The sequence below is a fragment of the Micromonospora luteifusca genome, assembly GCF_016907275.1.
Lineage (GTDB): Bacteria > Actinomycetota > Actinomycetes > Mycobacteriales > Micromonosporaceae > Micromonospora > Micromonospora luteifusca.
Genome location: NZ_JAFBBP010000001.1, coordinates 182,528 through 207,667, shown reverse-complemented (window position 1 = coordinate 207,667; position 25,140 = coordinate 182,528). Strand labels below are relative to the sequence as shown.

The following is a 25,140-nucleotide window of genomic DNA, read 5'->3' as shown; positions in this document are numbered from 1 at the left end:
GCCGACGCAGGACTCGACCGCGCGGTACGCCCTGCTCGCCGGCACCCGGCCTCGGCCGGCCCGGAGCGGGGCCCGCCCGGTCACCCGGGTCAGGCCCCGTCCGTCGTCAGCCGGCGTTGACCACCCACTTCTGGTGGGCGGCGGCACCGGAGTTGGTGCCGATCTGGATCTGCGTGCCGTTGGCGGTGCCCGCGCCAGCGGCCTCCAGGACCTTGCCCGACTGCGGGTTGCGGATCGAGCCGTCGGACTGCGGCTGCCACACCTGGGAACCGGTCCCGTTGCACGTCCACAGCTGCACCTTCGTGCCGTCGGCGGTGCCCGCGTTGTCCACGTCCAGGCACTTGCCCAGGACGCGGTAGGTGTCCCCGACCCGGGTCCACGACTGCGCGGCGGTGCTGTTGCAGGTCCACAGCTGCACCTTCGTGCCGTCGGCGGTGCCCGCGTTGTCGATGTCCAGGCACTTACCGCCGACGCCGGTGATGCTGCCCGGGACGCCGCTGGCGCTCGCGTACACCTCCAGCTCGTAGATACGGGCGGCGGTGTCGCTGTTGCTGGTCGGTGCCGTGATCGCCAGTCGAACGTGACGGGTGCCCGGCGCGACGACGTCGTGCGTGGTGGTGCTCGCCGTGTTGCCCGTCACGGTGGCGCGGGTGGTCCAGGTCGTGCCGTCGGCGCTGGACGCGACGGTGAAGTCCCGGGTGTTCCAGGCGGTGTCCTCACCACCCGCACCGGCGTGCTTGACCACCACCCGGTTCACCGTGTGGCTGGCCCCCAGGTCCACCTGGAGGAACTTCGTGGTGCCCTTCGAGCACCACTTGTCGCTGTTGCCGCCGGTCACGCTGCCGTTGACGGCCTTGGCCGGGGTCTCGGTCGTCGAGCAGGAGCTGTCCGCGACGGCCGGCTTGTTGAGTGCCAGGTTGGTTCCGCCGGTCGGCGGTGGGGTGACGCCCGGGATGGCGTTGAGCGTGTACCACGCCTCGGTGCTCCACAGTGACTGGCCACTCGTCGAGGTGAACGGGCGAGGCGAACGCAGGTGGACCACCCGCCCGGCCTTGCGACCCGCGACCGCGAGCATGACCTTCTTGCCGTCCGCAGAGAGGGTCGCCGAGGTGACGGTCAGCGTCTCCTCGTCGATCTTCGGGCCGCCGTAGTTCGAGGTCGCCTCGTACCGCCACTGCTTGATTTTGTAGTGCGCCGCCAGGTCGGCGGCGGTCTCCGCCGAGACGGGCTGGGTGTACTCCACCTCGAAACCGGCCGTGGTGGCCCGCATGGCGAGCATCTCGAACGCAGTGGTGCTGTTCGGGGTGAGCTTCTGCAGGCCGTACGACAGCTTGCCGGCCTGGCCCCAGTTGCCGTCCGCACCGAGCCCGCCGACGTAGATCGCGCCGTCCGGGCCGATGTTGACCTCCGAGACGCCCGCCTCCAGGCCCTGGGTGAGCCGGAACAGGGCGCCCTGGTACTCGCCGTTGACCTTCTCCACGGAGGCCCGCTGCAGCCCCCCGTACGTCACGTCGCCGATGACGAACTGGCCGGCGTAACGGCCGCTGGTCAGGTAGAGCGGCGTGCTGGGCGAGTTGGCGATCTCGTTCTGCGGCATCCACAGCACCGGCGGGGTGACCGGGTTGCTGTCGAACGGGCCGGCCGGGGTCATGTAGTGGTTGAAGAACCGGCTCTGCTTGACGTGCAACAGCTTCGACGAGGGCAGCCAGCCGCCCTGGTTGTCGGTGACGAAGATGCCGCCCTCCGGGCCCCAACCGATGCCGTGCGGGGTACGCAGGCCGCCGGCGACGTAGCTGACCGCGCCGGTGTCCTTGCTGACCTTGATGGTGGTGCCGCGGTTGGGGGCGGGCTGCGGGACCGTGGTGGCGCCGCCGTAGTCGATCGACACCGAGAGGTTCACGTAGAAGAACCCGTCCTGGTAGAGCAGGCCGAACGCGAACTCATGGAACTTGCCGCCGTACGGCCAGGTGGCGACGGTGTCCAGGCGCTCGGCCACCTCGTCGCCGCCGGTGTTCACCAGTCGGGTCAGCCGCTGCTTCTCCGAGACGTAGACCACCCCGTCGACGACCTTCAGGCCCATTGGTTCCTTGAGCCCTCCGGCGATCTTCTTGGTGGTCACGTTGCCCGGACTGGTCGATCCGCCGGTGTTGCCGAGGATCCAGACCTCACCGTCCTGGGAGGTACCGGACTGGTCGCTGCCTCCCCAGGTGCAGATGACCAGCCGGCCGTCGGCCAGCCAGTCCATGCCCGTGACCTTCGGCTGGAAGCCGCTGGGCCGCAGGTTGGTCAGCGTGTAGCCGGGGTGCACGCCGTTCAGTGGAAGACCGTCGCCGGGGGAGTCGGTGATCCCTTCGCACTCCTTGCGGCCCGGTGCGGTCACGCGGACCACGCCGGCATCGGTGCTCAGCGCCGAGTTCGGTACGACGACGAAGGACGACGAGCCGGGCGTCCTCCACTCCAGGGTGATCTGTTGACCACCTCCGCGCTCGAAGTGGTCGATGCGCAGCGGGTGCAGCCCGGCGGTGAGGGTGACCGTGCCCTCCTTGGGTGGGGTGGCGCCGTGCAGCCCGTCGTGGTTGATCACCACGGCGTTGTCGATCGACAACTTGGACCCGTCGTCGCTGCTGAGCCGGAACGTGTAACTGCCGGCCTGGGTGGTGGTGATGTTGCCGAGCACCTGCGAGACGAAGTTGTCCTCGAAGCCGAAGTCGGCCGCCGAGGTCCAGTTGATCGTGGACATCAGCTTGTCCACGTTCGGGGTCTGCGCGGGTTTGAGTGTGCAGATCTCGGAGAGCGGCACCTGCACGTCGAAGACGCGCAGCGTGACGCCCGGTTCCTGCTCGGCGGCGGCGGTGGCCGGGGCGGCCCAGAGGCCGGTGGTGAGGACGAGTGCCAGCGCACCCAGGACGGGATTGCGGAGTCGGCGTAGCAGGCGTGTGCCCATCGTTCCTCCAGGAGGGAGCGGAGTTTCCGACGGCCGGCACGGTGCAGTGGTGGGGGTGGCCGCCGGCCCGGCTCCGAAACGTCCTCGACGCCGACGAGTGACGATGCGGAAACACCGGGATGATGGGTCGAGACATTAAGGCGTTTCGATTGAACTGTCCATGGCTTCACGTCGATACATCAAAAGTTCCCGATGTCCGTGCGAAAGTTCGCGATGGTACGCGAGAAATGCCGGGTGTAGGGGCGGCCTACCGTCGCCCGCGCCGAGCCGGACCACCGGCCCGGTTGCCGGGCTTGCGGGGGGCCGGGGTGGCCGCCTTACGGGCCGGGGCGCCGGCCTTGCGTGCGGGGCCGGCGGGTCGGCGACTCGGCGCGGAGGCCCCACGCGTGGCGGGTCGGCGGCGGGCCGCCACCAGCACGATCGCGGTGACCACCACGACGATCAGGGCCGGCACCAGCCAGGCCGGGAACCCGCCGTCCCGCTGCTCTTCGGCGGCGCCAGCCGGGTCGCTCGGCGGGGCCCCGGTGGCGTCCGCCGGGCTGCCGGTCGCCCCGGGGTCCGCCGACCCCTCGCCCTCGGCCTGGGCGAGCAGTGTCGCGTCCGGCCCCGCCGTGGGCGCCACCCAACCGGCCGGCGCCGGTGTACTCGGCCCCTGGTAGTCGAAGGTGACGTCGCCCCGCACCGCCTCACCGTCCGAGGCGACGGAGAGGTAGCTGGCGGTGTAACGGCCCTTCGCCGGCCAGTGCGCGACGGTCACCATGGCCGGGAAACCGGTGTGGTACAGCCGGGGCTCGAACACACCATTGACCTTGAAATATTCCGTGACCGGCTTGTCCAGTCGCTTGGGCTCGCCGAAGGACCAGCCACTGTCCACACGCGAGCCGTTCGGCCCGCTGATGGCGAAGTGCGCGTTGGCGGCCGGCTTCTCGGTGAAGTACAGGGCCACCTGCGTCAGTGGCTGGCGGACGACGGTACCGGTCAGCGGGGTGGAGGTCGCCAACTGGCCGTGTGCGGACGCCGGAGCGGCGGGCAGCAGCAGCGACACCATCAGCGTCGCGGCCAGCGCCGCCACGGCACGACTCAGGGTATTACCGACAGTGACGAGCCTCGATCGCATTCGTTCATCATGGTCATTTCCTCTCCGCCGAACAAGACGTAGAGTTCTCCTCCCCGACGATCAACTCCACACCCGTCCCCACGCGTCGTTCGGAGTCCTCCCGTGTCCGTCCGTACCCGCACCTCCAGCGCCCTCGCCGCCGGTGTCCTCACCGCCCTGCTCGTCACGGGTTGCGGGCAGGGCGACGACCCGTCCGGGGCGACTCCCTCCACGGCACCCACGTCCGCCGCTTTACCGAGCGCCGCCACCACCGCGCCGGCCTCGGCGGCCAGCCCCACGCCCAGCGCCAGCGCCAGCACCCCGGCCGTGGACCGCGAGATCATCGTGACGATCGCGAAGCGGCGGGTTGATCCGCCGACCGGGCGGATCACCGTGGACAAGGGCAAGCTGGTCCGGATCACGGTCACCTCGGACGTGTCGGACGAGCTGCACGTGCACGGCTACGACCTGGGCGCTCGACTGCCGGCCGGCACGCCCGGCTCGGTGGAGTTCCGGGCCGACAAGACCGGGTTGTTCGAGGTGGAGACGCACGAGACCGAGCTGGTGCTGTTCCAGCTCGTCGTCCGCTGAACGAGATGACCACCCCCGCAACGCTGCTGGCGCACGGCGTCGGTGGCCGCCAGGACCTGCCGATCACGCTGCCGCAGCTGGTCGTCGCCGCCGCCCTGACCCTCGTCGTCACGTTCCTCGCGCTGGGTCTGCTCTGGCGCGAACCCCGACTCGACCGGGAGGCGACCGGTGGCCGCCCGGTGCCGCAGTGGCTGGCCCGGCTCGTCGACGCGTCGCCCTTCCGGTGGGCGCTGCGCGGGCTCGGTCTGCTCGCCGCCGCCTGGTTCTGCCTGGGCCTGCTGGGCGGGCCGGACACCGCCGACAACCCGACGGCCGGCGCGCTCTACGTGCTGCTCTGGGTCGGGCTGGCACCGCTGTCGCTGCTGCTCGGCCCGGTCTGGCGGGCAGTCAACCCGCTGCGTACGGTGCACCTGCTCGCGGCGCTGGCCGCTCGGCGCGACCCCAACCGTGGGGTCCGGGAGCTGCCGGTCGGCGTGGGGATGTGGCCGGCCGCCGCCACGCTGTTCGGGTTCGTCTGGCTGGAACTGGTCGCACCCGAACGGGCCACCCTGCCGGTCATCACCGCCTGGCTCGCCGTGTACGCGGTGGTCATGCTGGCCGGGGCGGCGTTGTTCGGCGCCGACTGGTTCGACCGCGCGGACCCGTTCGAGGTCTACAGCGCCCTGATCGGTCAGCTCGCCCCGCTCGGCCGGGCCGCGGACGGCGTGCTGGTGTGGCGCAACCCGCTCGACGGGATCGCCGGGCTGCGGCCCCGCCCCGGGCTGGTCGCCGTGGTGATCGTGCTGCTCGGCTCGACCATGTACGACAGCCTGTCCAACGCGCCGGGCTGGCTGCGCTTCAGCCAGGAAAACGGTTTGCATCCGGCGGTCACCGGCAGCGCCGGACTGGTCCTGGTCATCGCCGCCGTCGCGGTCGCGTACCTGCTCGCCACCGCAGCCGCGGCCCGCATCGGCCGGGCCGACCCGGTCGACGCCCGAGCGGTGCCGGGCGAGATCGCCCACTCGATCGTGCCGATCGCGGTCGGTTACGTGGTGGCGCACTACTACTCGCTGCTGATCCTGGAAGGCCAGCGCACCGTCGCGCTGCTCTCCGACCCCCTGGGCACCGGCGCCAACTGGCTCGGCACCGCCGACTGGGAGCCGCACACCGGGCTGGTCACGCCCTCCGGGGTGGCCACCCTCCAGATCACCGTCATCATCCTCGGGCACCTGCTCGGCACCCTGCTCGCCCACGACCGCGCCCTGTACCTGTTCCCCCGGGCCCGGGCGGTGGCCGGGCAACTGCCGCTGCTGGCGCTGATGGTCGCGTACACCGTCGCCGGTCTGTTGCTGCTCTACGCGGGGTAGTTCCGACCGGTCTTGACTCCTGAGTCAAGATGGCTCGTGGACTCCGATCTTCAGCGTTACCTCGACGACCTGGTCACCGCCGCCCGGGACGTACTCGGGGCCGACCTCGTCGGCGCGTACGCGGCCGGCTCGGTGGGGCTCGGCGCGTACCAGGCCGGCCGCAGCGACGTGGACGTCGCGCTGGTCAGTGCCGGGACACTCACCGACACCACCAAGCGGGCGTTGGTGGCGCGGCTACGACACGAGGCCCTGCCCTGCCCGGCGCGCGGGCTGGAGCTGGTCGCGTACCGGCGTGGGGTGGCCGCCTCCGGAACCCCGGAGCCCGCCTTCGAGGTCGAGCTGAACAGCGGGCCACGAATGCCGTTCCGGTGCACCCTCGACCCCGCCGACCGGCCGGCCGCCGACGGCCGCTTCTGGTACGGGCTGGATCGCAGCATCCTGCACCAGAGTGGGCTGCCGCTGCTCGGCCCGCCAGCGGGGGAGGTCTTCGCCGACCTCGCCCCGGCCGACCTGCGTCGCCTGCTCACCGAGGCGCTCTCGTGGTGGCTGGCCCTGCCGACACCGCCGGACGATCAGCCCGCACCCGGTACGGAGGACGCGGTGCTCGGTGCGTGCCGGTCGCTGGTGCGGCACCGCGACGGCGTGTGGCTGGCCAAGGTCGCGGCCGGTCAGCGTCTGATCGACGCGGGTGACCCGGCCGAGGTGATCCGTCGGGCGGTCGCCGCGCGGCACGGTGCACCGCCGCCCACCGGGGCGCAGGCGCGCGCCTTCCAGCAACGGGTACGCGACGAGATCGCCGCGTAGGTCGCGGCGAGAGCCAGAGCGACCGCGACGCCCGCATCAGCGACGCCGTCCCCGCCAAACGCGTCAGCGACCCCGCCGAGGTGGCGGCCGCCGTGGTCTGGCTCGCCTCGGGCGACTCCAGCTTCGTCGTCGGCCACGACCTCGTCATCGACGGTGGCGCTACCGCCTGAGGCGGCCCGCGCGGCGCTCAGCGGACCGGACGGGACCGCAGCGAGGCGAAGAGCAGGTTGAGACCCTCGGTCATGGTCGGGTGGGTGATGATCGCATCGCGCAGGGCGGTCCACGGCATCCCGGCGAGCATGGCCAGTTGCACCGAGGTGATCACCTCACCGGCTTCGGCGCCGAGCAGCGCGGCGCCGAGGATCCGGTCGGTGCGGGTGTCGACGATCGCCTTCCACATGCCCTCGGTCTGGCGCAGGGTGCGCGCCCGGGGGATTGCGGCGACCGGCAGGTGGGCCACCTGGATGTCGTGCCCGGCGCGGCGCGCCTCGGTCTCGGTGAGGCCGACCCGGGCCAGCTCCGGGGTGGTGAAGACGGTGTACGGGATCAGTCGGTCGACGGTGCTGCGCTGTCCCCCCGCGAGGTTCTCCCGGATGATCCGGTAGTCGTCCAGCGCGACGTGGGTGAACTGGGGGCTGCCGGCGACGTCCCCGGCCGCCCAGGTGCGCTCGGCGCTGGTGCGCAGGTGCTCGTCGACCACCACGAAGCCACGCTCGTTGAGCCGTACGCCGGCCACGTCGAGGCCGAGCCCGTCGGTCACCGGTTCCCGACCGACCGCCACCAGCACGTCATCTCCGGTCACCAGGCTGCCGTCGTCCAGCGTCACCCGGACCGTGCCGGCGACGTCACGGTCGATGCGGGCGACCGCGACGCCGACGCGTACGTCGATGCCGTCGTCGAGGAAGAGGCGCAGCACCGCGTCGCTCACGTCGGGATCCTCGCGGGTGAGCAGTCGTGGGCCACCCTCGATCAGCGTCACCATGCTGCCGAACGACGCGAACATCTGCGCGAACTCGACCCCGACGGTGCCGCCGCCGAGCACCACCAGTCGGGCCGGCAGCCGGTCCAGGCGCAGCAGCGTCTCGCTGGTCAGCACCCCCGCCTCGGCCATCCCGGGCACCGCCGGCAGATGCGGGCGGGTACCCGTGTTGATCACCACGTCGGCGCCGCTCAACAACCGCTCGCCGCCGTTGGCGAGCGACACCCGTACGGTCCGCGGGCCGACGAACCGGGCCTGGCCGATCACCAGGTGCAGGCCGGAGTCGAGGAACTGTTGCCGGTTGGCGGCCACCATCCCCTCGACGACGTCCTGCTTGTGCGCACGCAACAGGTCCACGTCGACCCGGCCGCCCTCGACCGCCAGGCCGAGCGCGGACGCGCCCCGCAGGTGACGTGCCGCCCGCGCGCTGGTCACCAGCGCCTTCGTCGGGATACACGCGACGTTGATGCAGCTGCCGCCGATCATGCCGCGTTCGACCATCGCGACCCGCTGCCCGGACCGGGCGACGTCCATGCTCAACGTCTTTCCGGCCTTGCCGCCGCCCACGACGAGCAGGTCGAACTCCTCCGGTCGGTCGGTCACCGGGCGCTCCTCTCGGTCACCGGGCAACCGCCGGCGTCCGCCGCTGGTGCGCGGCGGCCAGCCCAGCCTGCCAGGTCCGACGGGACCGTCGACCCGGTTCGGCGCAGAATCGCCCGGGCCGCGCCGCCGTCACGGTCCAGGTGCGATCCGCCGTCGCGGTGCAGGTGCGAGTCACCGCATCGCCGAGGTGGGGGTATCCATACCCGGGGATACCGCCACATCGGCGAGATGGAGTTGATCACGCGGCGGAGTTGTTTCCCGGGTCAGGCTTGGGCGGTGACCAGATAGAAGGTGAAGCCCGCCAGCATGGGGCACTCGGCGAGACGCTGAAGCCAGGGCTGGACATCCGCATCAGTCAACTCTCCGGCCAGCACCGCGCGAGCGGAGTTGCGCCGCAGGCCCAGGATCTGGTCCGCCGTGTCGAAGTCCCGGAACACCACGGCGATCGCCTCGACCGACCTCACCTGCAAGCCGGCCTGGGCCGACAACCGGACAAGCTCGCGACCAATCGTCGGATGCCGTACCCGTCCCGCTACGAACCGAGCGAAGCGGCGACTCGTCCGCACGTCCTCATCCGCGACCGCCAGGGTGTCCCAGTCCGGCTCCGCCATCCCGAACACGCCACCCGGACGCAGCACCCGACGGACCTCCGCCAGCACGTGTGCGGGACTCCGCACGTGCATCAGGACCCGATCCATCCTGGCCCGATCCACGGTGGCGTCGGCGAGCGGAAGCTCGTGGGCGTCGCCCGCGCGCACCTCGACGGTTGGTCTGTCGGCCAGCCGCCGACCGGCCTCCGCCACCATCTGCGGGTCGCGGTCGACTCCGACCACTCGGCCGCTGGCCTGAACCGCGTCGGCGAGCCGTCCGAGATCGGTCCCAGGGCCGCAGCCGATGTCCACCACGGTGTGCCCGGGCTGTACGCCGAGAGCGTCGACGAAGCGCTGCTTGTACTCGACACCCACCGCGGTGGCAGCGGCTGCGTCGAGGTACGCGATCTGATCCGGGGCGGTGGTTGCCGTCGCGAAGTGGCTCATCCGCCAACCCAAACACAAAGTCGCGTACGTCCTGCGAAGAGGTTGTGTGGTTTCGGTGCAGGTCGACCCGGCGGCTGGCCCAGCCCGCAGCCTTTCGATCGGAGGGTCTCCCCGGGCCCGTGCGGATTCGCTCCGGGCCCGGTTCGACCACTGCTGCGTTCAGTGCCGGGCGGCGCCGTTCTCGCTGACGGGCTGCCCGAAGGCCAGGAACGGCACGGGCGTCGGGGCCTCGGGTTGGGTGAAGATCCGCACAGCACCGTCGGTGGGCCCGGCCGGGGAGGCCGTCCGCTCGGCGGCTGCGGCCGCCGGCTCGTCCACGTCGGTCGGCCCGTCCGAGCGCTCACCGCCGGACTGGTCGGCACCGGACTGATCGGCACTGGCCCGGTCGGCACCGGACTGATCGGCACTGGCCCGGTCGGCACCGGACTGGTCGGCTCTCGACCGATCAGCAACAAACTGGTCGTCGCCGGGTCGGTCGCCCTCGGCCCGCGCACCCCCGTCCCGATCGACGGGGGACCGGTCGGCGCTGGAGCGGGCACCCACCATCGGGTACTCGGCGGTCTCCGGACCACCGGCTGCCGCGGCCATGACCGCGGCGGCGGCGAGGTCCGCCACCCGCTTCGCCTCCCGCTGCACCCGGGCGCGTACCTCCTTGGCGTGCCGCTCGGCGGCGTCCCCGGCCCGGCGGGCCTCGTCCAGCCGGGCACTCTCGGCGGTGAGGTCGCGGCGGACCTCGCCGAGTCGCTGCTGCATCCGCGACAGCTCGTTCTCCAGCGTCTCGCCCTCTTGGCGGATCTCGGCCAGCTGCTGACCGGCGGTGTCCAGCTCGGCTCGCAGTTCGGTGGCCTCCTGCTGGCGCTCCTCGATCTCCTGTTGCAGGGCGGTGAGCTGCTCCTGGTGGCTGGCAGCCTGCTCGTCGGCCCGGTTGCGCAGCTCGGTCACGTGCTGCTGTGCCTCGGCCAGCAGCTCAGCGATCTGCTGCTCGGTCGCGTTGCGCTGCTCAGCGAGTTCCTGCTCGGCGGCGGCCTGCTGCTCGGCGATGTCCTGCTCGGCGGCGGTCCGCCGCTCGTTGACCTCCCGCTCCACGCTGGCCTGCCACTGGGCCATCTCCTGCTGGTTCTTGGAGCGGGCCGACTGGAGCTCCTGCTGGATCTGGGTACGGGCCGACTTCATCAACGCGTCGGCGGCGACCCGGGTCTGGTTGAGCTGCTGCGCGCTCTGCTCGGTGATCCGCTTCGCCTCGTGCTGGGCGCGCTCGTGCGCTGCCTCACCGTCGGCACGCAACTGCTCCGCGTGCTCGCGGATGGCGGTCAACTCGGCCTCGGCCAGGGTGCGCCGCTCCTCGTGCGCCTGTTCCTGCTCGGAACGCCGGGTCGCCAGCTCCTCGGCCAGGTCCTGCCGTGCCTGTGCGGACCGCTCGCGGGTGTCGAGCAGAATCCGCTCCGACTCGCTGCGCAGTTCGTTCGCCCGGTCGGTGGCCGACTCGATGATCATTGCGGCCTGCTTGTCGGCGAGCGTCATGATCTCGGCGACCATCGGGCCCAGGTCGTGGATCGAGGCGCGGTCCACCTGCACTGGTTGCTCCCGTAGTTCGGCCAGTTCGGTACGCAGTCGTTGCACCTCCGCGGTCAGCTCACGGACCCGGACGGCGGAGCGCCCGTGCTCCCCGCTCAGCATCGTGATCTGACCGTCGAGCTGCTCCAGGTGCCGGTCCACCTGGCGTTTGTCATAGCCGCGCAGGGCGAGCTCGAAGCTCGGCCGCGAGGCCGCATCGTCGCGTACTGCGTGCGGCTCAGCGCCGATGGACATGCACCATCCTCCGTACGATCGGGGCGTCAGGGTCGGCGGTCGCCTGCCCCGCGGGCCGTCAGTGTGGCGCAACGCTACCGCCGAGCCCGCGCCGAGCGTAGGCCCCTCCCACCGCTGCTCGCTCGAACACCCACCCCCGGTTCGCACGCCAGGCCAGGCCCGGCGTCGACGATGGAGTCGCGGTGCCCGGGTGGCCCCGATCCGCGGCTCTTGTCCCCCCGGCGCGTTGTCAGGATCGAGGGGCGCGTTGGACACCACGTCGGCCGGTCGCGCTGGGCGACCGGCCGACGTGGTTTCGGGGTACGGGGTCAGCCCGCTACGGACTGGTTGTAGTCCTTGACGGGGCCGGCGAGGGCCTCCTGCTGCTGCTCCAGCGCGGCGCGTGGCTCGGTGCCGCTGAGCACGGCGGCCTGCATGGCCTGCTCTGCGGCCTTACGGGCCTGCGGCATCGCACCGAGCAGGCAGCCCTGGGTCGCCTTGCTCAGCGGGGTGTTCTGCAGCTGGGTGATCGCGGTCTGGAACTGCGGCCGCTGGGCGACCCACTGCTTGTCGATCTCGGTCTCCAGCGCACCCTTGCTGATCGGGAAGTACCCGGTCGAGGTGTGCCAGGTGGCCTGGGAGTCCTTGTCGGACAGGAACTTCACGAACTCCCAGGAGGCGCGCTTGTGCGCGTCGTCCTTGCCCTTGCCGACCACCCAGAGCGAGGCGCCGCCGATGATCGGGCCACCCGCGTCGGTGGTGTTGATCTTCGGGTAGTTGCCGGTGGCGATGTCGAACTTGCCCTCGGAGCTCTTCAGGAACCCGCTCAGCGAGCCGGTCGACTCCAGCGTCATCGCGACCGTGCCGGCGGTGAACGCGTTGTCCGCGGTGGTGGTGTTGCTGTCCAGCTTGGGCGCCAGGCCCTCGTCCACCATCTTTTTCCACCAGGCGAGCAGCTTGACGTGGTCGTCGGTGGCCAGCTTGACGGTGGTGCCCCGGCCGTCGCGGCCGTTGCCCTGGTCGCAGTACTCCTGGTTGCCGACGGCGGTCCACTGCTCCAGGAACCAGCCGTAGAGCGCGGCGCCGAAGCCGTACTGGGTGACGCGGCCGTTGGCGTCCTTCACGGTCAGCTTGCGGGCCGCCTCGGTGATCTCGTCGAGCGTCTTCGGCGGGTTCGCCGGGTCGAGGCCCGCCTTGGTGAATGCCGTCTTGTTCAGGTAGAGCAGCGGCATCGACGTGTTGAACGGCATCGAGTAGAGCTTGTTGTCGACCGAGTAGTAGCCGGCGATGTTCGGCTGGATGTCGGCGGTGGTGGTCTTGTCGGCATCCACGAACGACTGCACCGGCACCGTCGACTTGGAGTCGATCATGAAGCGGGTGCCGATGTCGTACACCTGCACCACGTCCGGCGCCTGACCACTGTTCAGCGCGGCCTTGTACGCCGACAGCGTGTCGTCGTAGGTGTTCTTGAACTGGAGGTTGACCTTGACGCGACCCTTGTTCTTCGCGTTGAACTGGTCGGCGAGCTGCGTGAGCGCCTCGCCGTTCTTGCCGGTCATCGCGTGCCAGAAGTCGATCGACACCTCGCCCTTGCCGTCCAGGGCGCTGGCGGCCGGGGCGTCCGTGCCGCTGCTGGCGTCGCTGCTGTCCGCCGTGGCCGAACCGCAGGCCGCGGCGGTGGCCGTGAGGGCGGCGAGCGAGAGCCCGACCGCCACCCGGCGCAGAGTGGTACGCACTGTTTCCTCCTACTACTGGGTTGGGGGAATTACTTGACCGCGCCGGCCGTGAAGCCCCGGACGAGCCAGCGCTGGCCGAAGATGACCAGCAGCAGCGTCGGCACCAACGTGATGGTGATGCCGGCCAAGAGCACGGCGGGGCTGCCGCCCTCGTTGTCCTTGAGGGCGAAGACGGCGGTCTGCAGAGTGTTCAGGGAGTTGTTGCTGGACGAGATGATCAACGGCCAGAAGTACATGTTCCAGCCCTGCAGGAACGACCACACGGCGATGCCGATCAGTGCCGGCCGGCTCGCCGGCAACAGGATGGTGACCAGGAACCGCAGGTGGCCGCAGCCGTCGATGACGGCCGCCTCGCGCAGTTCCCGGGGGAACTGGGCGAACGCCTGACGCAGCATGAACACGCCGAAGCCGGTGGCCAGGAACGGCAGGATCAGGCTGAGCCGGCTGTCGTTGATGCCCAGCGAGCGGATGAAGAGCGCGTTCGGCACCACGATCGACTCGTAGGGCACCATGATCGTGGCGAGGAACAGCCAGAAGATCGGCCTGCGCAGCGGGCTGCGCATGAAGACCAGGGCGTACGCGGCGAGGCACGACGTGATCAGGTGTCCGAGCATCACGCTGAGCCCGACGAAGAGCGAGTTCACGAAGGCCGGGGCCAGCGGCACCACCGGTTGGCGCCAGGCGGCCCGGTAGTTCTCCAGCGTCCAGTCGCCGTCGAAGAGCTGCGGCGGCTGGTGCAGCAGCGCGTTCGACGGCAGGAAGCCACCGAGCACGGTGAGCAGCACCGGGAAGAGCAGCACCACCGCGGCGATGCCCAGCCACAGGTAGGTCAGGACGGTCGGTACCGGACCGGGTCGGTTCACGCTCCTTTTCACCGGTAGTGCACCCGCCTCTCGAGGACGCCGAACTGCACCACGGCGATCAGCACGCCGATCACCAGCAGCACCAGGCCCTGCGCGCTGGCCAGCCCGAAGTTGCTGTTGTTGTTGTGGAACGCGTTGTCGAAGATCGAATAGACCAGCGTGCGGGTGTGCCCGTTGGGCCCGCCATCGGTCATGATCTGCACCTGGCCGAGCGCTTGAAGTGCGGCCAGCGTGGTGGTCACCACGGCGAAGAACAGGCTCGGCGAGATCATCGGCAGCACGATGCTGACGAACTGCCGAGGGCCGGTCGCACCGTCCATCCGGGCCGCCTCCAACACCTCCTCGTCGACGCCGGCCAGGCCGGCGGCGAGCACGAGCAGGTTGAACCCGGACACCATCCACACGGTGACGCCGACGACCGTGGCCATCGCCCAACCCGGCTCGGTGGTCCAGTTCGGCGCGGGAACGCCGAGCAGACCCAGCGCCCAGTTCACCGGCGAGATCCCGGGGTTCAGCATGATCAGCCAGACCACGCTGGCCGCTGAGACCGAGTAGGCGAACGGCAGAGCGAAGGCGGTCCGGAAGACCCGCATGCCGGGCAGTCGTTGGGTCATCGGCGCGGCGAGCGCGAGCGGCAGCAGCACGCCGGGCACCACCACCAGCACGGTGAAGACCAGCGTCTGCCAGAGCACCTGGCCGAACTCCGGCGTCAGCAACTCCTGGAAGTGCGCCAACCCCACCGACCGGGTCGGGTTGCCGAGGATGTCGTTGCCCCGGGTGGCCAGGTAAACCGCCTGGAACAGCGGGAAGATCACGAAGATGCCCAGGCCCGCCAGGCCGGGAAGGGCGAACAGCAGGCCGAGTGCCGTCTCGCGTGCCCGCGCCGGCGCGGCGGCCCGGCGGGTCCGGCCGGGTGGCCGATCGGTGCGGGCGGCGGGACTGGCCGCGAGCAGAGTTGGAGCTGTCACGCCGGGCAGCCTGCACAGGCCGGACGACCGGGTGGGGTGAATCAGGTGGCGGATGGCTGACGCGCCAATGACATTGCCTACACAGCGGGTGAGCCGCCACCGGCACCCGCGCTCAGCGCCGCCTGGCGAGCAGCACCGCGTCGTGGAGGGTGATGTGCTGACCGTTCGGGTCGGTGGCCGAGCGGGGGCGGGCCTCGGCGACCAGCACCTCCCAGCGGGCCGGGTCCAGAGCGGCGGCCACGTCCTGCGCGGTGTACATCATCTCCGGCATGTGCATCCGATGCGCCGACGTCCACAGATCCGACGGGTGGTGCCCGACGATCAGCAGGACGCCACCCGGCGCCACCGCCGCGGCCAGCCGGGCGAACAACTCCCGCCGCTGCACCGGAGGCAGGTGCATGAACTGCGCCGACACCAGGTCGTAGGCCTCCTCGGCCGGCGGCTTCTCGCGCAGGTCGGCGTGCGTGAACTCGATCCGGTCCCCGACGCCGGCACTGTCGGCGTGCGCGGCTGCCCGGCCCACCGCGACGGTGGAGATGTCCACCCCGGTCACCTGCCAGCCGCGCTCGGCCAGCCACACCGCGTCGGCGCCCTCGCCGCTACCCACATCCAGTGCGCGTCCCGGGGGCAGGTCCGCGACCTCGGCGACCAACTGCGGGTTCGGCCGACCACTCCAGACCGCGGGCCGGGACTGGTAGCGCTCCTCCCACGCCGGCTCCTCGAATGCCGTCGCCACCAGTTGCCGGTACGCGTCCACCGCGGCGCGGGTCTCCTCGGCGATGAGGTCGGCGTTGATCGCCGCCCCGGCGGTCAGGCCGGCAGCAGCGGACGTGATGACCTGACCGCGCAGGTCGGTGACGTTGCCGGCCACCCAGACACCCGGGACGGTTGTCGCCCCGGTGGCGTCCGCCGGGATCTGGGCACCGATCACGTACCCACCCATCGTCACCTCCTCCGGGGCCAGGCCCAGCCCCACCAGCAGATCCGCGCGGGGGGTCAGCCGCGTTGCGACCACGACCGCGTCCAGCGCCACCGACCGGCCGTCAGCCAGCCGTACGCCGGTCAGCGCGTCCCCGGTCACCTCCACCTCGGCGACCGGACCCGGCACCACCGCGATGCTCCGGGCGGCGAGGCGCTCGGCGGTCTCCTCGTCCGGTGCGGGGGCGTCGTGCAGCAGGAGCAGCACGTCGGAGCTCCACTGTCGCCACATCTCGGCCTGGTGCACGGCCAGCGGCCCGGTCGCCAGCACGCCGATCCGCCGGTCCCGCACCTCCCAGCCGTGGCAGTACGGGCAGTGCAGCACATCGCGCCCCCACCGCTTGGCGAGCCCGGGCACGTCGGGCAGTTCGTCGGTCAGCCCGGTGGCCACCAGTAGCCGACGTGCCCGCACCAGGCTCCCGTCGTCGAGGCTGAGCTGGAACCCGTCGTCGTGCCGCGTGGCGGCCTCCACCCGCCCGGTACGGAACTGCCCGCCGTACCCGGCGACCTCGGCCCGCCCGACCGCGTACAGCTCGCCCGGCGGTGACCCCTCCCGTCCCAGGTAGTTGTGCACGTGGTCGGCCGCAGCGTTGCGCGGCTCGCCGGCGTCGATCACCAGGACCGACCGTCGGGCCCGGCTCAGTGCCAGGGCTCCGCTGAGGCCTGCGGCACCGCCGCCCACCACCACGACGTCGTATGTCTCGTCCACCGGTATCTCCCTCTGTCTGTCGGCTGAGCCCACCATCCGTCGCCGCCGGCCAGGTAGCAACTATCCTTGCTGTTATGGCAAACGAGGACGCTGCCGCGCTGGCGGCCGTCGGCCCCCGGCTGCGCGCCCTGCGCCAGAAGCGCGGAACCACGCTGACCCAGCTCGCCGACCTGACCGGCATCTCCGTGAGCACCCTGTCCCGGCTGGAATCCGGCAGTCGCCGGCCCACCCTGGAGCTGCTGCTGCCACTGGCCCGGGCCTACCAGGTGGCGCTGGACGAACTGGTCGACGCGCCGGCCACCGGCGACCCTCGCGTACGCCCCAAACCGATCGTCAAGCACGGCATCACGTTCCTGCCGCTGACCCGCCGACCGGGCGGGCTGCAGGCGTTCAAACAGATCTTCCCGCCGGACCCGTCCGCCGGGGAGCGGACCCCGCAGACCCACGAGGGGTACGAGTGGCTCTACGTGCTCTCGGGCCGGCTGCGCCTGCTGCTCGGCGACCGCGACCTGACCCTGAACCCGGGCGAGGTCGCCGAGTTCGACACCCGCATCCCGCACCTCGTGCTCAACCCCGGCCCCGGCACCGCCGAGGTCCTCAGCCTCTTCGGCCCGCAGGGGGAGCGCCTGCACGTCCGGGCCCGCCCCGCCGCGCCAGACCCTCCGATCGACCACTGATCAACACGAGATCGGCGACGTGGCGGTATCCCGGCGCTTGGAAACCCCCACATCGCCGATCTGGAGTCGATCACCCGCAGCCGGGGCTGGATAGCCGAGCGGGCCGGACCGCCACGGTCACGGGACCCAGGCAGCGCCACCACAGGAATGTCGGACCGGCGTGTGATCCTGCGGCCGTGGTCTTCGTCTTCGATGCCGAGTTGTGGCTGTGGGATGCCCGGCGCGCTGAAACCTGGACGTTCGTCAGCCTGCCAGCCGAGGCGTCGCAGCAGATCCGTGAGCTCACCGACGGATCGCGTCGGGGCTTCGGTTCGGTGCGGGTCCGGGCGACGGTCGGTGGCAGCACGTGGGCGACCTCGATCTTCCCGGGCGGTGGTGGCGGCGTGTTCGTGCTGCCGATCAAGCGCGCCGTCCGCAAGGCCGAGGCGTTCGACGTGGGCGACATCGAAACCGTGACCGTCGAACTCATCGACATGTGACGACCGGCTGCGTTTCGTGGACAGACACTCCAGGGTCGGCGGTGCGAGGATGGCACGATGATCGATGCGGCACACCGGCGCGACCGGGTCGAGCACCGAGACATCGTCGTGCACGAGGTCCCGGGCTTCCGTCCGCTGACGTTGGATCTCGTCGTGCCGGCGGAGGCCCCCTCCCCGGCCCCGGTCCTGGTGTGGATCCATGGCGGCGCGTGGCGGTTCGGCTCGCCCAAGCAGCCGGCGGAATGGCTCATGGAAGCGGACCCGTTCACCGCGGCGATACGTGCGGGATTCGCGGTCGCCTCCGCGCAGTACCGGCTCAGCGGCGAGGCGCCTTTCCCCGCGCAACTCGACGACGTCAAGGCGGCGGTGCGCTGGCTGCACCGGGAGGGCGACAGTGTGGGCGTGGACCGCGAGCGGATCGGGGTGTGGGGCGAGTCGGCCGGCGGGCACCTGGCCTCGATGGTCGCACTGACGGGGGATGACCAGGACGACAGCGGCGTCGGAGCGGCGGTCTGCTGGTACGCGCCGTCAAACCTGGTGACCATGCAGTCGCAGGCACACCCGTTGGCGACGATCGACCACGACGCCACGGACTCACCCGAGTCCCTCCTGATCGGCGCCCCGTTGGCCGAGAACCCGGGGCGGGGCCGGGCGGCCAGTCCGATCACCTACGTCACCGCCCAGGCCCCACCCATGCTGCTGATCCACGGCGACCAGGACCTGGTCGTACCGGTCGGACAGAGCGAGGAGCTTGCCGCAGCCTTGGCCGCGGCGGGTGCTGAGGTCGAGTTGTCGGTGGTGCCGGGGGCCGACCACTGTTTCGCCGGAGTGCCGGTGGAGCCCCTGATCCGCGACAGCCTGGCGTTCTTCACCCGAGTCCTCGCCGCGTAGGCGCCCTAGTCACTCTTCGCTGCGCAGACCGGGCATGTGCGTTTGTGGACCGTTCGTACCCTCCTGGCATGACCACGGGGCGGGCGAGTGGCCTGAGTACGGCGCAGGGCTACTACTGGCACGCCTACCTGCTCGGAGATCGCTCGTTGGTGCGTCGCCTGCAACGGCGGGCATTCCTCGACCGAAGAGCCTTGGGGGGCGTGCTGCTGGGAATGTTCAGCGTCGCGGTCCGCTGGCTGAGCCCCGACCGGCACAACCCGGCCGAGATTCGTCTGTTCGCTGAGCGGGTGACCAAGGAATGGTTAGCCCTCCTCGATGCCGCGGCTGCCACCGAGCACACCCGTGCGGCGCACGGAGTCACCGCGGACGAGGTGTCGCGGGCCATTCGTTGGGAGTTGGGCGAAGCGGCCGGCGACGAAGACGCCAGCCCTGCCCATCCTGGCCTGGCGGAGTTGGCGGTGGTCATCACCGCCGTGCGTGATCTCGAGCTCAAGCCCGGCGACATCGATCGCATGATCAGCAGCGCGGAGGGGCTGGCGAGGCAGTGGGGCATCAACCTCGTCGCCTATCGTCCCGGGTTCATCCTGCGTTGGCGCTTCGAAATGGCAGAGCTCCGTCGGTATGGATACCCGGCCCGCAAACGCTGGAGCGCGGAGCGATCGGGCGCCTTCGTCGTCTGTCTGCGCGGCGACAGCACGTCTGAAAGGGAAAGCCGCCCCTAGAGTCCCAGTTCGAAACAACGTCCGGCTGCCGTCAGCGTGGCGCGGCGATCGGTGGTGTCGACGGACCGAAGGCGGTCAGGAACCGGTCCCGGAAGCTGTCCATCGGCCACACCGGAGCGTCCGGCCCGGGCCGCAGCCCCCGCTGCCAGCCCCAGCCCGACACCCGGTCCAGCACCCCCGGGTCACGAGCCACGATGGTGATCGGGACGTCCCGGCTGGCGCCCTCGCCGGTGACCACCGGGGCGGGCTGGTGGTCACCGAGGAAGACCAGCACCAGGTCGTCGTCCCCGTAGGTCTGCACGTACGAGATCAGCGTCTCCAGCGAGTAACCGATGGCCTGCCGGTAACCGGCCCGGATCTGGCTGGTGTCCCGGTCGTCAGCGTCGCCACCGTCCTCGCCGGTGGCGGCATTACCGTAGACCGAACCGTCGCCAACCTCGTCCCAGCCGATCATCCGAGGCACGGCCGTCCACGGTGAGTGGCTGGAGATCAGTGGGATCTCCGCCATCAGCGGACGGTCCGTGTCGGCCCGTACCCGTTGCTGGAAGAACTGCATCGTGTACTGGTCGGGCATCGGCGCGTAACTGAACTTCGGCCCCCGATAGCCGAGGGCCTCGGCGTCGTAGTACCTGTCGAAGGAGAAGAAGCCCTTCTCCGGCCAGGGCTGGGTGGCGGCCGGCAGCACCCCGACGGTCTGCCAGCCGGCCCGGCGGAACGCACCGTTGAGGGTGAGCCGGTCGCTGGCCAGCAGCCTGCGGTGCCGCTGCTCGTTGTCCGTCCACAGACCCGACAGCAACGTGTCGTGCGCCAACCAGCTGCCGCCGCCGAAGGTGGGGGAGGTGAGGAAGCCGCTGCGGGCCTCGTAACCGGCCGCGCGCAGCCGCTCGGTCCCGGCGTCCAACACCGCATTGACCTGCGGCGCCAACTCCGGGTCCTCCACCGCGTCGCGCCCGTAGCTCTCCACGAAGGCGAGGATGACGTCCTTGCGACGCAGCCCGGTCAGGAGTTGGTCACCCGGCACCTCGCGGAACGGGTCGGCCTCGATCTTGGCGGTGAACACCTCCCGGTCACGCAGCCGTTCGTCCATCTGAGCGGCGTGCGCGCCGACCAGCGCGGTGATCTGAGTGTCGGCCACCGGCACGCCCGGCACGACCCGCACCCCGACGACGGCACATGCCACCCAGACGACGGTCAGCGCGGCCACCGCCCGGGTCGCGGCACGTTCGTGACGGACCAGCAGCGACGCCAGCCGGCGCAGTGCCAGCGTCAGCGTCAGCAGCAGCGCGCCGACGAGCAGCACGACACCCACCGCCGCACCGACCGCGCCGGCCCGGCCGGCCGAGTCCCGCACGAAGCCGTACGCGTCGTCGAGCAGCAACCAGTCCAGCACCAGGTCGAACGGCCGGTCGAGGGCCGTCCGGAAGCCCAGGTCGGCGAGCTTCACGATGGCCAACAGGCCGAGCAGCGGACCGACCACGGTCACCGCGACGCGCCGGGGTCGCGCCGGCAGGGCCAGCAGCAGCGCGGCGACGAGCAACCCCTCCAGCGGGATGCGCAGGAACGCGCCGGGTGTCAGCAGGCCGAGCCGGTCCGGGCCCACCAACACGGCGAACACCAGGAGAGCGGCCAGCCCGCTGCCCACCGCCCTCGCCGTCCGCCGGGCCCGGGCAGCGGAAACCCCGGGGGTACGCGGGGACGCGTCAACCCCCGGGCGGTGCGAGCGGAACAGGCCGGCCAGTCGGCGCACCCGAGTGGGAACGGTCATCACGGCCTCCAGTCGGAGTGGACGCTACCGCCCGAACTGGCCGCCAACGCACGCACCGGCAGCCGAGGCGGCACGGTGACGGGTTCCGGCGCGACGGCGGGACGGTGTCGCCACCGCCACGCGACGTCGCGGCCGAACGACTCGACGAGCATCGCGAGCGCCGCCACCAGCACCAGCGTGGTCCACGGCTCGGGCAGCACCCGCGCGGCGGCCACCGCCAACAGGACTCCCTGCGCGGCGGCCACCACCTTGCGCCAGTAGCGCGGCGGCAGTGGCCCGTCCAGCCACGGCAGGACCACCATCGCCGCGACGAACGCGTACCGCATCCCACCGATGACCAGCACCCACGCACCAGCGGTCGGCGCGACGTACACACTGAGCACCAGGATGAGGAACGCGTCGACCTCCATGTCGAAGCGGGCTCCCAGCGCGCTGACCGTGCGGGTACGCCGGGCCACCTGGCCGTCCACCGCGTCCAGCAGCAACGCCACGGCGCTCACCGTGACCAGCAGCCCAACCGGCGCTGGCCGGTCGAACGAGTCCACCACCAGCGCGGTGACCGCGCCGACGAGGATCGCCCGGGTCAGTGTCACCCGGTCGGCGGGGCCCAACCGGGCCGCGTCGGCCCGGTGCAGACCCTGGCTCAACGCGAGGCAGGTGACCACCCCGTAGCCGACCCCGACCAGCCAACCCGCCGGGCTCAGCCCCACCGTGACGGCCAGCGCGGCCAGCACGCCCAGTTGCGCGGTCAGCCCGATCCTCGGACCACTTCGAACTGTGGGCACCGTACCTCCGTGTTTATGATCGACGACCCCGACAGGGAACACGGAAACGGCGGCCGTTCGGTTCGGCCCGGAGCAAAGGTGAGGTGCGCGACGGTGATCCGCGAGGCGTACGCCTGCTGGGTGCGCGAGCCCGGCGCGGCGGAGATCCGGCCGGTGTCGCTGCCGACGCCGGGGCCCGACGAGGTGCTGGTCCGTACCCGCTATTCCGGGGTCAGCCGGGGCACCGAAACGCTGGTCTTCGCCGGTCGGGTGCCTGCCGACCAGCACGCCGCGATGCGCGCGCCGTTTCAGGAGGGTGACTTCCCCGGCCCGGTGAAGTACGGCTACCTCAGCGTCGGCGTGGTCGAGCAGGGCCCGCCGGAGCTGCTCGGGCGCACGGTGTTCTGCCTGCACCCGCACCAGAGCGCGTACGTCGTGCCGGCCACCGCCGTGGTGCCGGTGCCCGACGGGGTGCCACCGGCCCGGGCGGTCCTCGCCGGCACGGTGGAGACCGCGGTCAACGCGCTGTGGGACGCCGCGCCGTTGGTCGGCGACCGGGTCAGCGTGGTCGGCGCGGGCATGGTGGGCTGCTGCGTCGCGGCGCTGCTCGCCCGGTTCCCCGGCGTCGAGGTCGAGCTGGTCGACACCGACGCCCGCCGGGCCGGGGTGGCCGGCGCGCTCGGCGTCGAGTTCGCCCAACCAGCCGACGCGACCGGCGACCGGGACCTGGTCGTGCACGCCAGCGCCACCGGTGCCGGCCTGCAAAGCTCGCTGGACCTGCTCGCACCGGAGGGCACGGTCGTCGAGCTGAGCTGGTACGGCGACCGCCCGGTGCAGGTGTCGCTGGGCGGGGCGTTCCACTCCGGTCGACTCACCGTCCGCAGTAGTCAGGTCGGCATGGTCGCACCCGCCCGGCGGGGGCGGCGCAGTTACACCGACCGGCTGGCGCTCGCCCTGGATCTGCTCGACGATCCGGCCTTCGACGCGTTGATCACCGGTGCGTCCCGGTTCGCGGAGTTGCCTGACGTGCTTGCCAGACTGAGCGCGGGGGACCTGTCCGCGCTCTGCCACCTCATCACCTACGACGACGGGGAGTGACCGTGTTCAGCGTGACCGTTCGGGATCACATGATGATCGCCCACAGTTTCCGGGGCGAGGTGTTCGGCCCGGCCCAACGCCTGCACGGGGCGACGTTCGTGGTGGACGCGACGTTCCGTCGTGCCGACCTGGACGCCGACGGCATCGTTGTCGACATCGGCCTGGCCACCGAGCAGCTGCGGGCCGTGCTGGCCGAGCTGACGTACCGCAACCTCGACGACGAGCCGGCCTTCGCCGGGGTGAACACCACCACCGAGGTGCTGGCCCGCACGGTTGCGGACCGGTTGGCGGAGCGCGTACACGCCGGCGGGTTGGGCGCCGGCGCACGCGAGCTGGCCGGCATCACCGTCACCCTGCACGAGTCGCACGTCGCCTGGGCCAGCTACGAGCGGTCGCTGTGATCGATGCGGGCCGGGCGGTGCACGTCGTCCTGCCCGGTGACATCGACGACCCGGCAACGCCCAGCGGCGGCAACACCTATGACCGGCGGATCTGCGCGGGGCTCGCCGAATGCGGCTGGGCGGTGCACGAGCACGCGGTGCCCGGCGCGTGGCCGCACCCCGCGCCGGCCGAGCGGGCGACGCTGGCCGAGGTGCTCGCCGCCGCGCCCGACGACGCCGTGGTGCTGCTCGACGGTCTGATCGCCTCGACCGTGCCGGACCTGCTCGCCCCGCACGCCCGCCGGTTGCGGCTGGTCGTCCTGGTGCACATGCCCCTGGACGACGAGGCCGAGGCCCGAGCCCTCGCCACCGCCCGGGCCGTCGTCACCACCAGCGAGTGGACCCGCCGCCGCCTGCTGCTGCGCCATCCACTGCCCGCCGACCGGATCCGGGTCGCGCCGCCGGGGGTGACGCCGGCACCACCGGTGCCCCCCAGCTCGGCCACCGGCGGCCGACTGCTCTGCGTCGCCGCGGTCACCCGCCACAAGGGTCACGACGTGCTGGTCGACGCCCTGACCGTCCTGGCCGAGGCGCCCTGGACGCTGGTCTGCGTCGGCACGCTGAACCGGGAGCCCGAGCTGGTGCGCCGGCTGCGCGACCAGCTTGCCGGTGCGGGCCTCGCCGATCGGGTCCGGTTGGCCGGCCCGCTGACCGGTGCGGCGCTGGACTCCGCGTACGCCGCCGCCGACCTGCTGGTGCTGCCGTCACGGGGCGAGACGTACGGCATGGTCGTCACCGAGGCGTTGGCCCGCGGCCTGCCGGTGCTGGGCACCCGGGTGGGCGGCGTACCGGAGGCTCTCGGCCGTAGCCCCGACGGTGACCTGCCGGGGCTGCTCGTCCCGCCGGACGACCCGGCCGCACTGGCCGGCGCGCTGAGCTGGTGGCTGGGCGACGACGCGCTGCGGGACCGGCTGCGGCATGCTGCCCTCGCCCGGCGCGACACCCTGACCGACTGGCCGGTGACCGTCGGGTTGCTGGCCGCCGTGCTGAAGGAGGTGGCGGAATGACCGTCGAGGAGACCCTGCCGTTCGCGGACTGGCTGCGGTTGCGCGAGCCGGCCGACGCGGCGGCCCGCGCCGAGGACCTGCTCGACGCCGTCCGCCCCCGGTTGACCGGTGCCGCCCCGACGGTGATCCACGACCTGGGCAGCGGCACCGGCTCGATGAGCCGCTGGCTGGCCACCCGGTTGCCCGGCCCGCAGCACTGGGTGCTGCACGACCGGGACGCCGACCTGCTGGCCCGCGCCGCCGAGGGCATGACCGGGGTGACCGCCGCCGACGGCGCCCCGGTCACCGTGAGCACCCGGTGCGGCGATCTCACCCGGCTGAGCGCCACCGACCTGGCCGACGGTTCCCTGGTCACCGCGTCCGCGTTGCTGGACATGCTCAGCGCCGAGGAGATCGAGCGGGTGGTGGCGGCCTGCGTCGGCCGTCCCGCCCTGTTCGCCGTCTCGGTGACCGGTCGGGTCCGGCTCACCCCGGCCGACCCGCTGGACGCGGCGGTCGAGGCCGCGTTCAACGACCACCAGCGGCGTACCGTCGACGGCCGTCGGCTGCTCGGCCCGGACGCGGTCGCCGCCACCGCCGCCGCGTTCGCCCGCCACGGCGTGGACGTGCGCGAACGGCCCAGCCCGTGGCACCTCGGCCCGGAGCAGGCCGACCTGGCCGCCGAGTGGTTCCGCGGCTGGCTGGGTGCGGCGTGCGAGCAGCGCCCCGACCTCGCCGGACCCGCCCACGCGTACGCCCAGCGTCGGCTGGCCGACGCAGCGGCCGGGCGGCTCACCGTGCGGGTCGAGCATCGCGACCTCCTCGCGGGTGGATGAACCGTTCACGCCCTGGGTACGTGCACTAGGGCAAGTGGAC

20 protein-coding genes and 2 pseudogenes are annotated in these 25,140 nt (G+C 71.7%); 12 read left to right on the top strand and 10 right to left on the bottom strand.

Annotation, left to right across the window (positions count from 1 at the left end; all coding sequences use genetic code 11):
* Positions 1-106 precede the first annotated feature (106 nt).
* Both JOD64_RS00950 and JOD64_RS00945 read right to left on the bottom strand, forming a co-directional pair.
* Positions 107-2,944 carry a ricin-type beta-trefoil lectin domain protein gene (locus JOD64_RS00950; RefSeq protein ID WP_204940413.1) on the bottom strand — a complete coding sequence of 946 codons (2,838 nt, stop codon included), beginning with the start codon at positions 2,942-2,944 and terminating at the stop codon, positions 107-109.
* A 247-nt stretch (positions 2,945-3,191) separates the two neighbouring features.
* On the bottom strand, positions 3,192-4,061 hold the full coding sequence (locus tag JOD64_RS00945; RefSeq protein WP_204940412.1) for a copper resistance CopC family protein: 870 nt from the start codon (positions 4,059-4,061) through the stop codon (positions 3,192-3,194).
* Positions 4,062-4,163: 102 nt separating this feature from the next.
* Here JOD64_RS00945 and JOD64_RS00940 point away from each other — a divergent pair, with 102 nt between their 5' ends.
* From JOD64_RS00940 to JOD64_RS00925, 4 genes and pseudogenes are all read left to right on the top strand, one after another.
* Positions 4,164-4,631: a cupredoxin domain-containing protein gene (locus JOD64_RS00940; protein ID WP_204940411.1), complete on the top strand. Its 468-nt coding sequence runs from the start codon at positions 4,164-4,166 to the stop codon at positions 4,629-4,631.
* Positions 4,632-4,636: 5 nt separating this feature from the next.
* Positions 4,637-5,977: a hypothetical protein gene (locus tag JOD64_RS00935; RefSeq protein WP_204940410.1), complete on the top strand. Its 1,341-nt coding sequence runs from the start codon at positions 4,637-4,639 to the stop codon at positions 5,975-5,977.
* A 36-nt stretch (positions 5,978-6,013) separates the two neighbouring features.
* The gene (locus tag JOD64_RS00930) at positions 6,014-6,781 is read left to right on the top strand and encodes a nucleotidyltransferase domain-containing protein (protein WP_204940409.1); all 768 of its coding nucleotides are present in this window, start codon (positions 6,014-6,016) and stop codon (positions 6,779-6,781) included.
* A gap of 26 nt (positions 6,782-6,807) precedes the next feature.
* A pseudogene (locus tag JOD64_RS00925) lies at positions 6,808-6,951 on the top strand (SDR family oxidoreductase); the annotation flags it as partial.
* Positions 6,952-6,968: 17 nt separating this feature from the next.
* On the opposite strand, the gene JOD64_RS00920 reads toward JOD64_RS00925, so the two are convergent.
* The 7 genes from JOD64_RS00920 to JOD64_RS00890 all read right to left on the bottom strand — a co-directional run bounded on the left by JOD64_RS00920 (position 6,969) and on the right by JOD64_RS00890 (position 16,478).
* On the bottom strand, positions 6,969-8,363 hold the full coding sequence (locus JOD64_RS00920) for a dihydrolipoyl dehydrogenase family protein (protein ID WP_204940408.1): 1,395 nt from the start codon (positions 8,361-8,363) through the stop codon (positions 6,969-6,971).
* A gap of 263 nt (positions 8,364-8,626) precedes the next feature.
* Entirely contained in the window at positions 8,627-9,400 is a 774-nt protein-coding gene (locus JOD64_RS00915) for a methyltransferase domain-containing protein (protein WP_204940407.1), read from the bottom strand.
* A gap of 159 nt (positions 9,401-9,559) precedes the next feature.
* The gene (locus tag JOD64_RS00910) at positions 9,560-11,209 is read right to left on the bottom strand and encodes a coiled-coil domain-containing protein (RefSeq protein WP_204940406.1); all 1,650 of its coding nucleotides are present in this window, start codon (positions 11,207-11,209) and stop codon (positions 9,560-9,562) included.
* Positions 11,210-11,517: 308 nt separating this feature from the next.
* Positions 11,518-12,924 (bottom strand): ABC transporter substrate-binding protein, encoded by a 1,407-nt coding sequence (locus tag JOD64_RS00905; protein ID WP_204940405.1) that lies wholly within the window; start codon positions 12,922-12,924, stop codon positions 11,518-11,520.
* Positions 12,925-12,953: 29 nt separating this feature from the next.
* Positions 12,954-13,787 carry a carbohydrate ABC transporter permease gene (locus JOD64_RS32650; RefSeq protein WP_204940404.1) on the bottom strand — a complete coding sequence of 278 codons (834 nt, stop codon included), beginning with the start codon at positions 13,785-13,787 and terminating at the stop codon, positions 12,954-12,956.
* A gap of 8 nt (positions 13,788-13,795) precedes the next feature.
* Complete coding sequence (locus tag JOD64_RS33670; RefSeq protein WP_204940403.1) at positions 13,796-14,755, bottom strand: carbohydrate ABC transporter permease; 960 nt, start codon at positions 14,753-14,755, stop codon at positions 13,796-13,798.
* 112 nt (positions 14,756-14,867) lie between these two features.
* Positions 14,868-16,478, bottom strand: coding sequence for an FAD-dependent oxidoreductase (locus JOD64_RS00890; protein WP_204940402.1), 1,611 nt, complete (start codon positions 16,476-16,478; stop codon positions 14,868-14,870).
* 38 nt (positions 16,479-16,516) lie between these two features.
* On the opposite strand from JOD64_RS00890, the gene JOD64_RS00885 reads away from it, so the two are divergent.
* The 4 genes from JOD64_RS00885 to JOD64_RS00870 all read left to right on the top strand — a co-directional run bounded on the left by JOD64_RS00885 (position 16,517) and on the right by JOD64_RS00870 (position 19,211).
* Complete coding sequence (locus tag JOD64_RS00885; protein ID WP_204940401.1) at positions 16,517-17,119, top strand: helix-turn-helix domain-containing protein; 603 nt, start codon at positions 16,517-16,519, stop codon at positions 17,117-17,119.
* A gap of 176 nt (positions 17,120-17,295) precedes the next feature.
* Entirely contained in the window at positions 17,296-17,598 is a 303-nt protein-coding gene (locus JOD64_RS00880) for a DUF1905 domain-containing protein (RefSeq protein WP_204940400.1), read from the top strand.
* A gap of 57 nt (positions 17,599-17,655) precedes the next feature.
* The gene (locus JOD64_RS00875) at positions 17,656-18,489 is read left to right on the top strand and encodes an alpha/beta hydrolase (RefSeq protein WP_204940399.1); all 834 of its coding nucleotides are present in this window, start codon (positions 17,656-17,658) and stop codon (positions 18,487-18,489) included.
* Between the two features lie 68 nt (positions 18,490-18,557).
* Positions 18,558-19,211 (top strand): hypothetical protein, encoded by a 654-nt coding sequence (locus JOD64_RS00870; protein ID WP_204940398.1) that lies wholly within the window; start codon positions 18,558-18,560, stop codon positions 19,209-19,211.
* Positions 19,212-19,242: 31 nt separating this feature from the next.
* Here JOD64_RS00870 and JOD64_RS00865 read toward each other — a convergent pair.
* Positions 19,243-21,761 (bottom strand): annotated as a pseudogene (locus JOD64_RS00865) (CDP-alcohol phosphatidyltransferase family protein).
* Between the two features lie 93 nt (positions 21,762-21,854).
* Between JOD64_RS00865 and JOD64_RS00855 the strand changes: the two are divergent.
* From JOD64_RS00855 to JOD64_RS00840, 4 genes are read left to right on the top strand one after another with little or no spacing between them, the layout of a single operon-like run.
* Positions 21,855-22,838, top strand: coding sequence for a zinc-dependent alcohol dehydrogenase (locus JOD64_RS00855; protein WP_204940395.1), 984 nt, complete (start codon positions 21,855-21,857; stop codon positions 22,836-22,838).
* Positions 22,839-22,840: 2 nt separating this feature from the next.
* Positions 22,841-23,239 (top strand): 6-pyruvoyl trahydropterin synthase family protein, encoded by a 399-nt coding sequence (locus tag JOD64_RS00850; protein ID WP_204940394.1) that lies wholly within the window; start codon positions 22,841-22,843, stop codon positions 23,237-23,239.
* A complete protein-coding gene (locus JOD64_RS00845; protein ID WP_204945837.1) occupies positions 23,239-24,285 on the top strand; it encodes a glycosyltransferase family 4 protein in 1,047 nt (348 codons plus the stop codon). Before JOD64_RS00850 ends, JOD64_RS00845 begins: the two co-directional genes overlap by 1 nt.
* Positions 24,282-25,100, top strand: a complete 819-nt coding sequence (locus JOD64_RS00840) for a class I SAM-dependent methyltransferase (RefSeq protein WP_204940393.1) — start codon at positions 24,282-24,284, stop codon at positions 25,098-25,100. The genes JOD64_RS00845 and JOD64_RS00840 overlap by 4 nt, the downstream gene beginning before the upstream one ends.
* Positions 25,101-25,140: the final 40 nt, after the last annotated feature.

Bases quoted from the DNA above. Each gene is read 5' to 3' on its own strand.
- JOD64_RS00950 (WP_204940413.1), bottom strand. From the start codon at position 2,944: ATGGGCACACGCCTGCTACGCCGACTCCGCAATCCCGTCCTGGGTGCG.
- JOD64_RS00945 (WP_204940412.1), bottom strand. From the start codon at position 4,061: ATGCGATCGAGGCTCGTCACTGTCGGTAATACCCTGAGTCGTGCCGTG.
- JOD64_RS00935 (WP_204940410.1), top strand. From the start codon at position 4,637: ATGACCACCCCCGCAACGCTGCTGGCGCACGGCGTCGGTGGCCGCCAG.
- JOD64_RS00915 (WP_204940407.1), bottom strand. From the start codon at position 9,400: ATGAGCCACTTCGCGACGGCAACCACCGCCCCGGATCAGATCGCGTAC.
- JOD64_RS00910 (WP_204940406.1), bottom strand. From the start codon at position 11,209: ATGTCCATCGGCGCTGAGCCGCACGCAGTACGCGACGATGCGGCCTCG.
- JOD64_RS00890 (WP_204940402.1), bottom strand. From the start codon at position 16,478: ATGGTGGGCTCAGCCGACAGACAGAGGGAGATACCGGTGGACGAGACA.
- JOD64_RS00885 (WP_204940401.1), top strand. From the start codon at position 16,517: ATGGCAAACGAGGACGCTGCCGCGCTGGCGGCCGTCGGCCCCCGGCTG.
- JOD64_RS00875 (WP_204940399.1), top strand. From the start codon at position 17,656: ATGATCGATGCGGCACACCGGCGCGACCGGGTCGAGCACCGAGACATC.
- JOD64_RS00870 (WP_204940398.1), top strand. From the start codon at position 18,558: ATGACCACGGGGCGGGCGAGTGGCCTGAGTACGGCGCAGGGCTACTAC.
- JOD64_RS00840 (WP_204940393.1), top strand. From the start codon at position 24,282: ATGACCGTCGAGGAGACCCTGCCGTTCGCGGACTGGCTGCGGTTGCGC.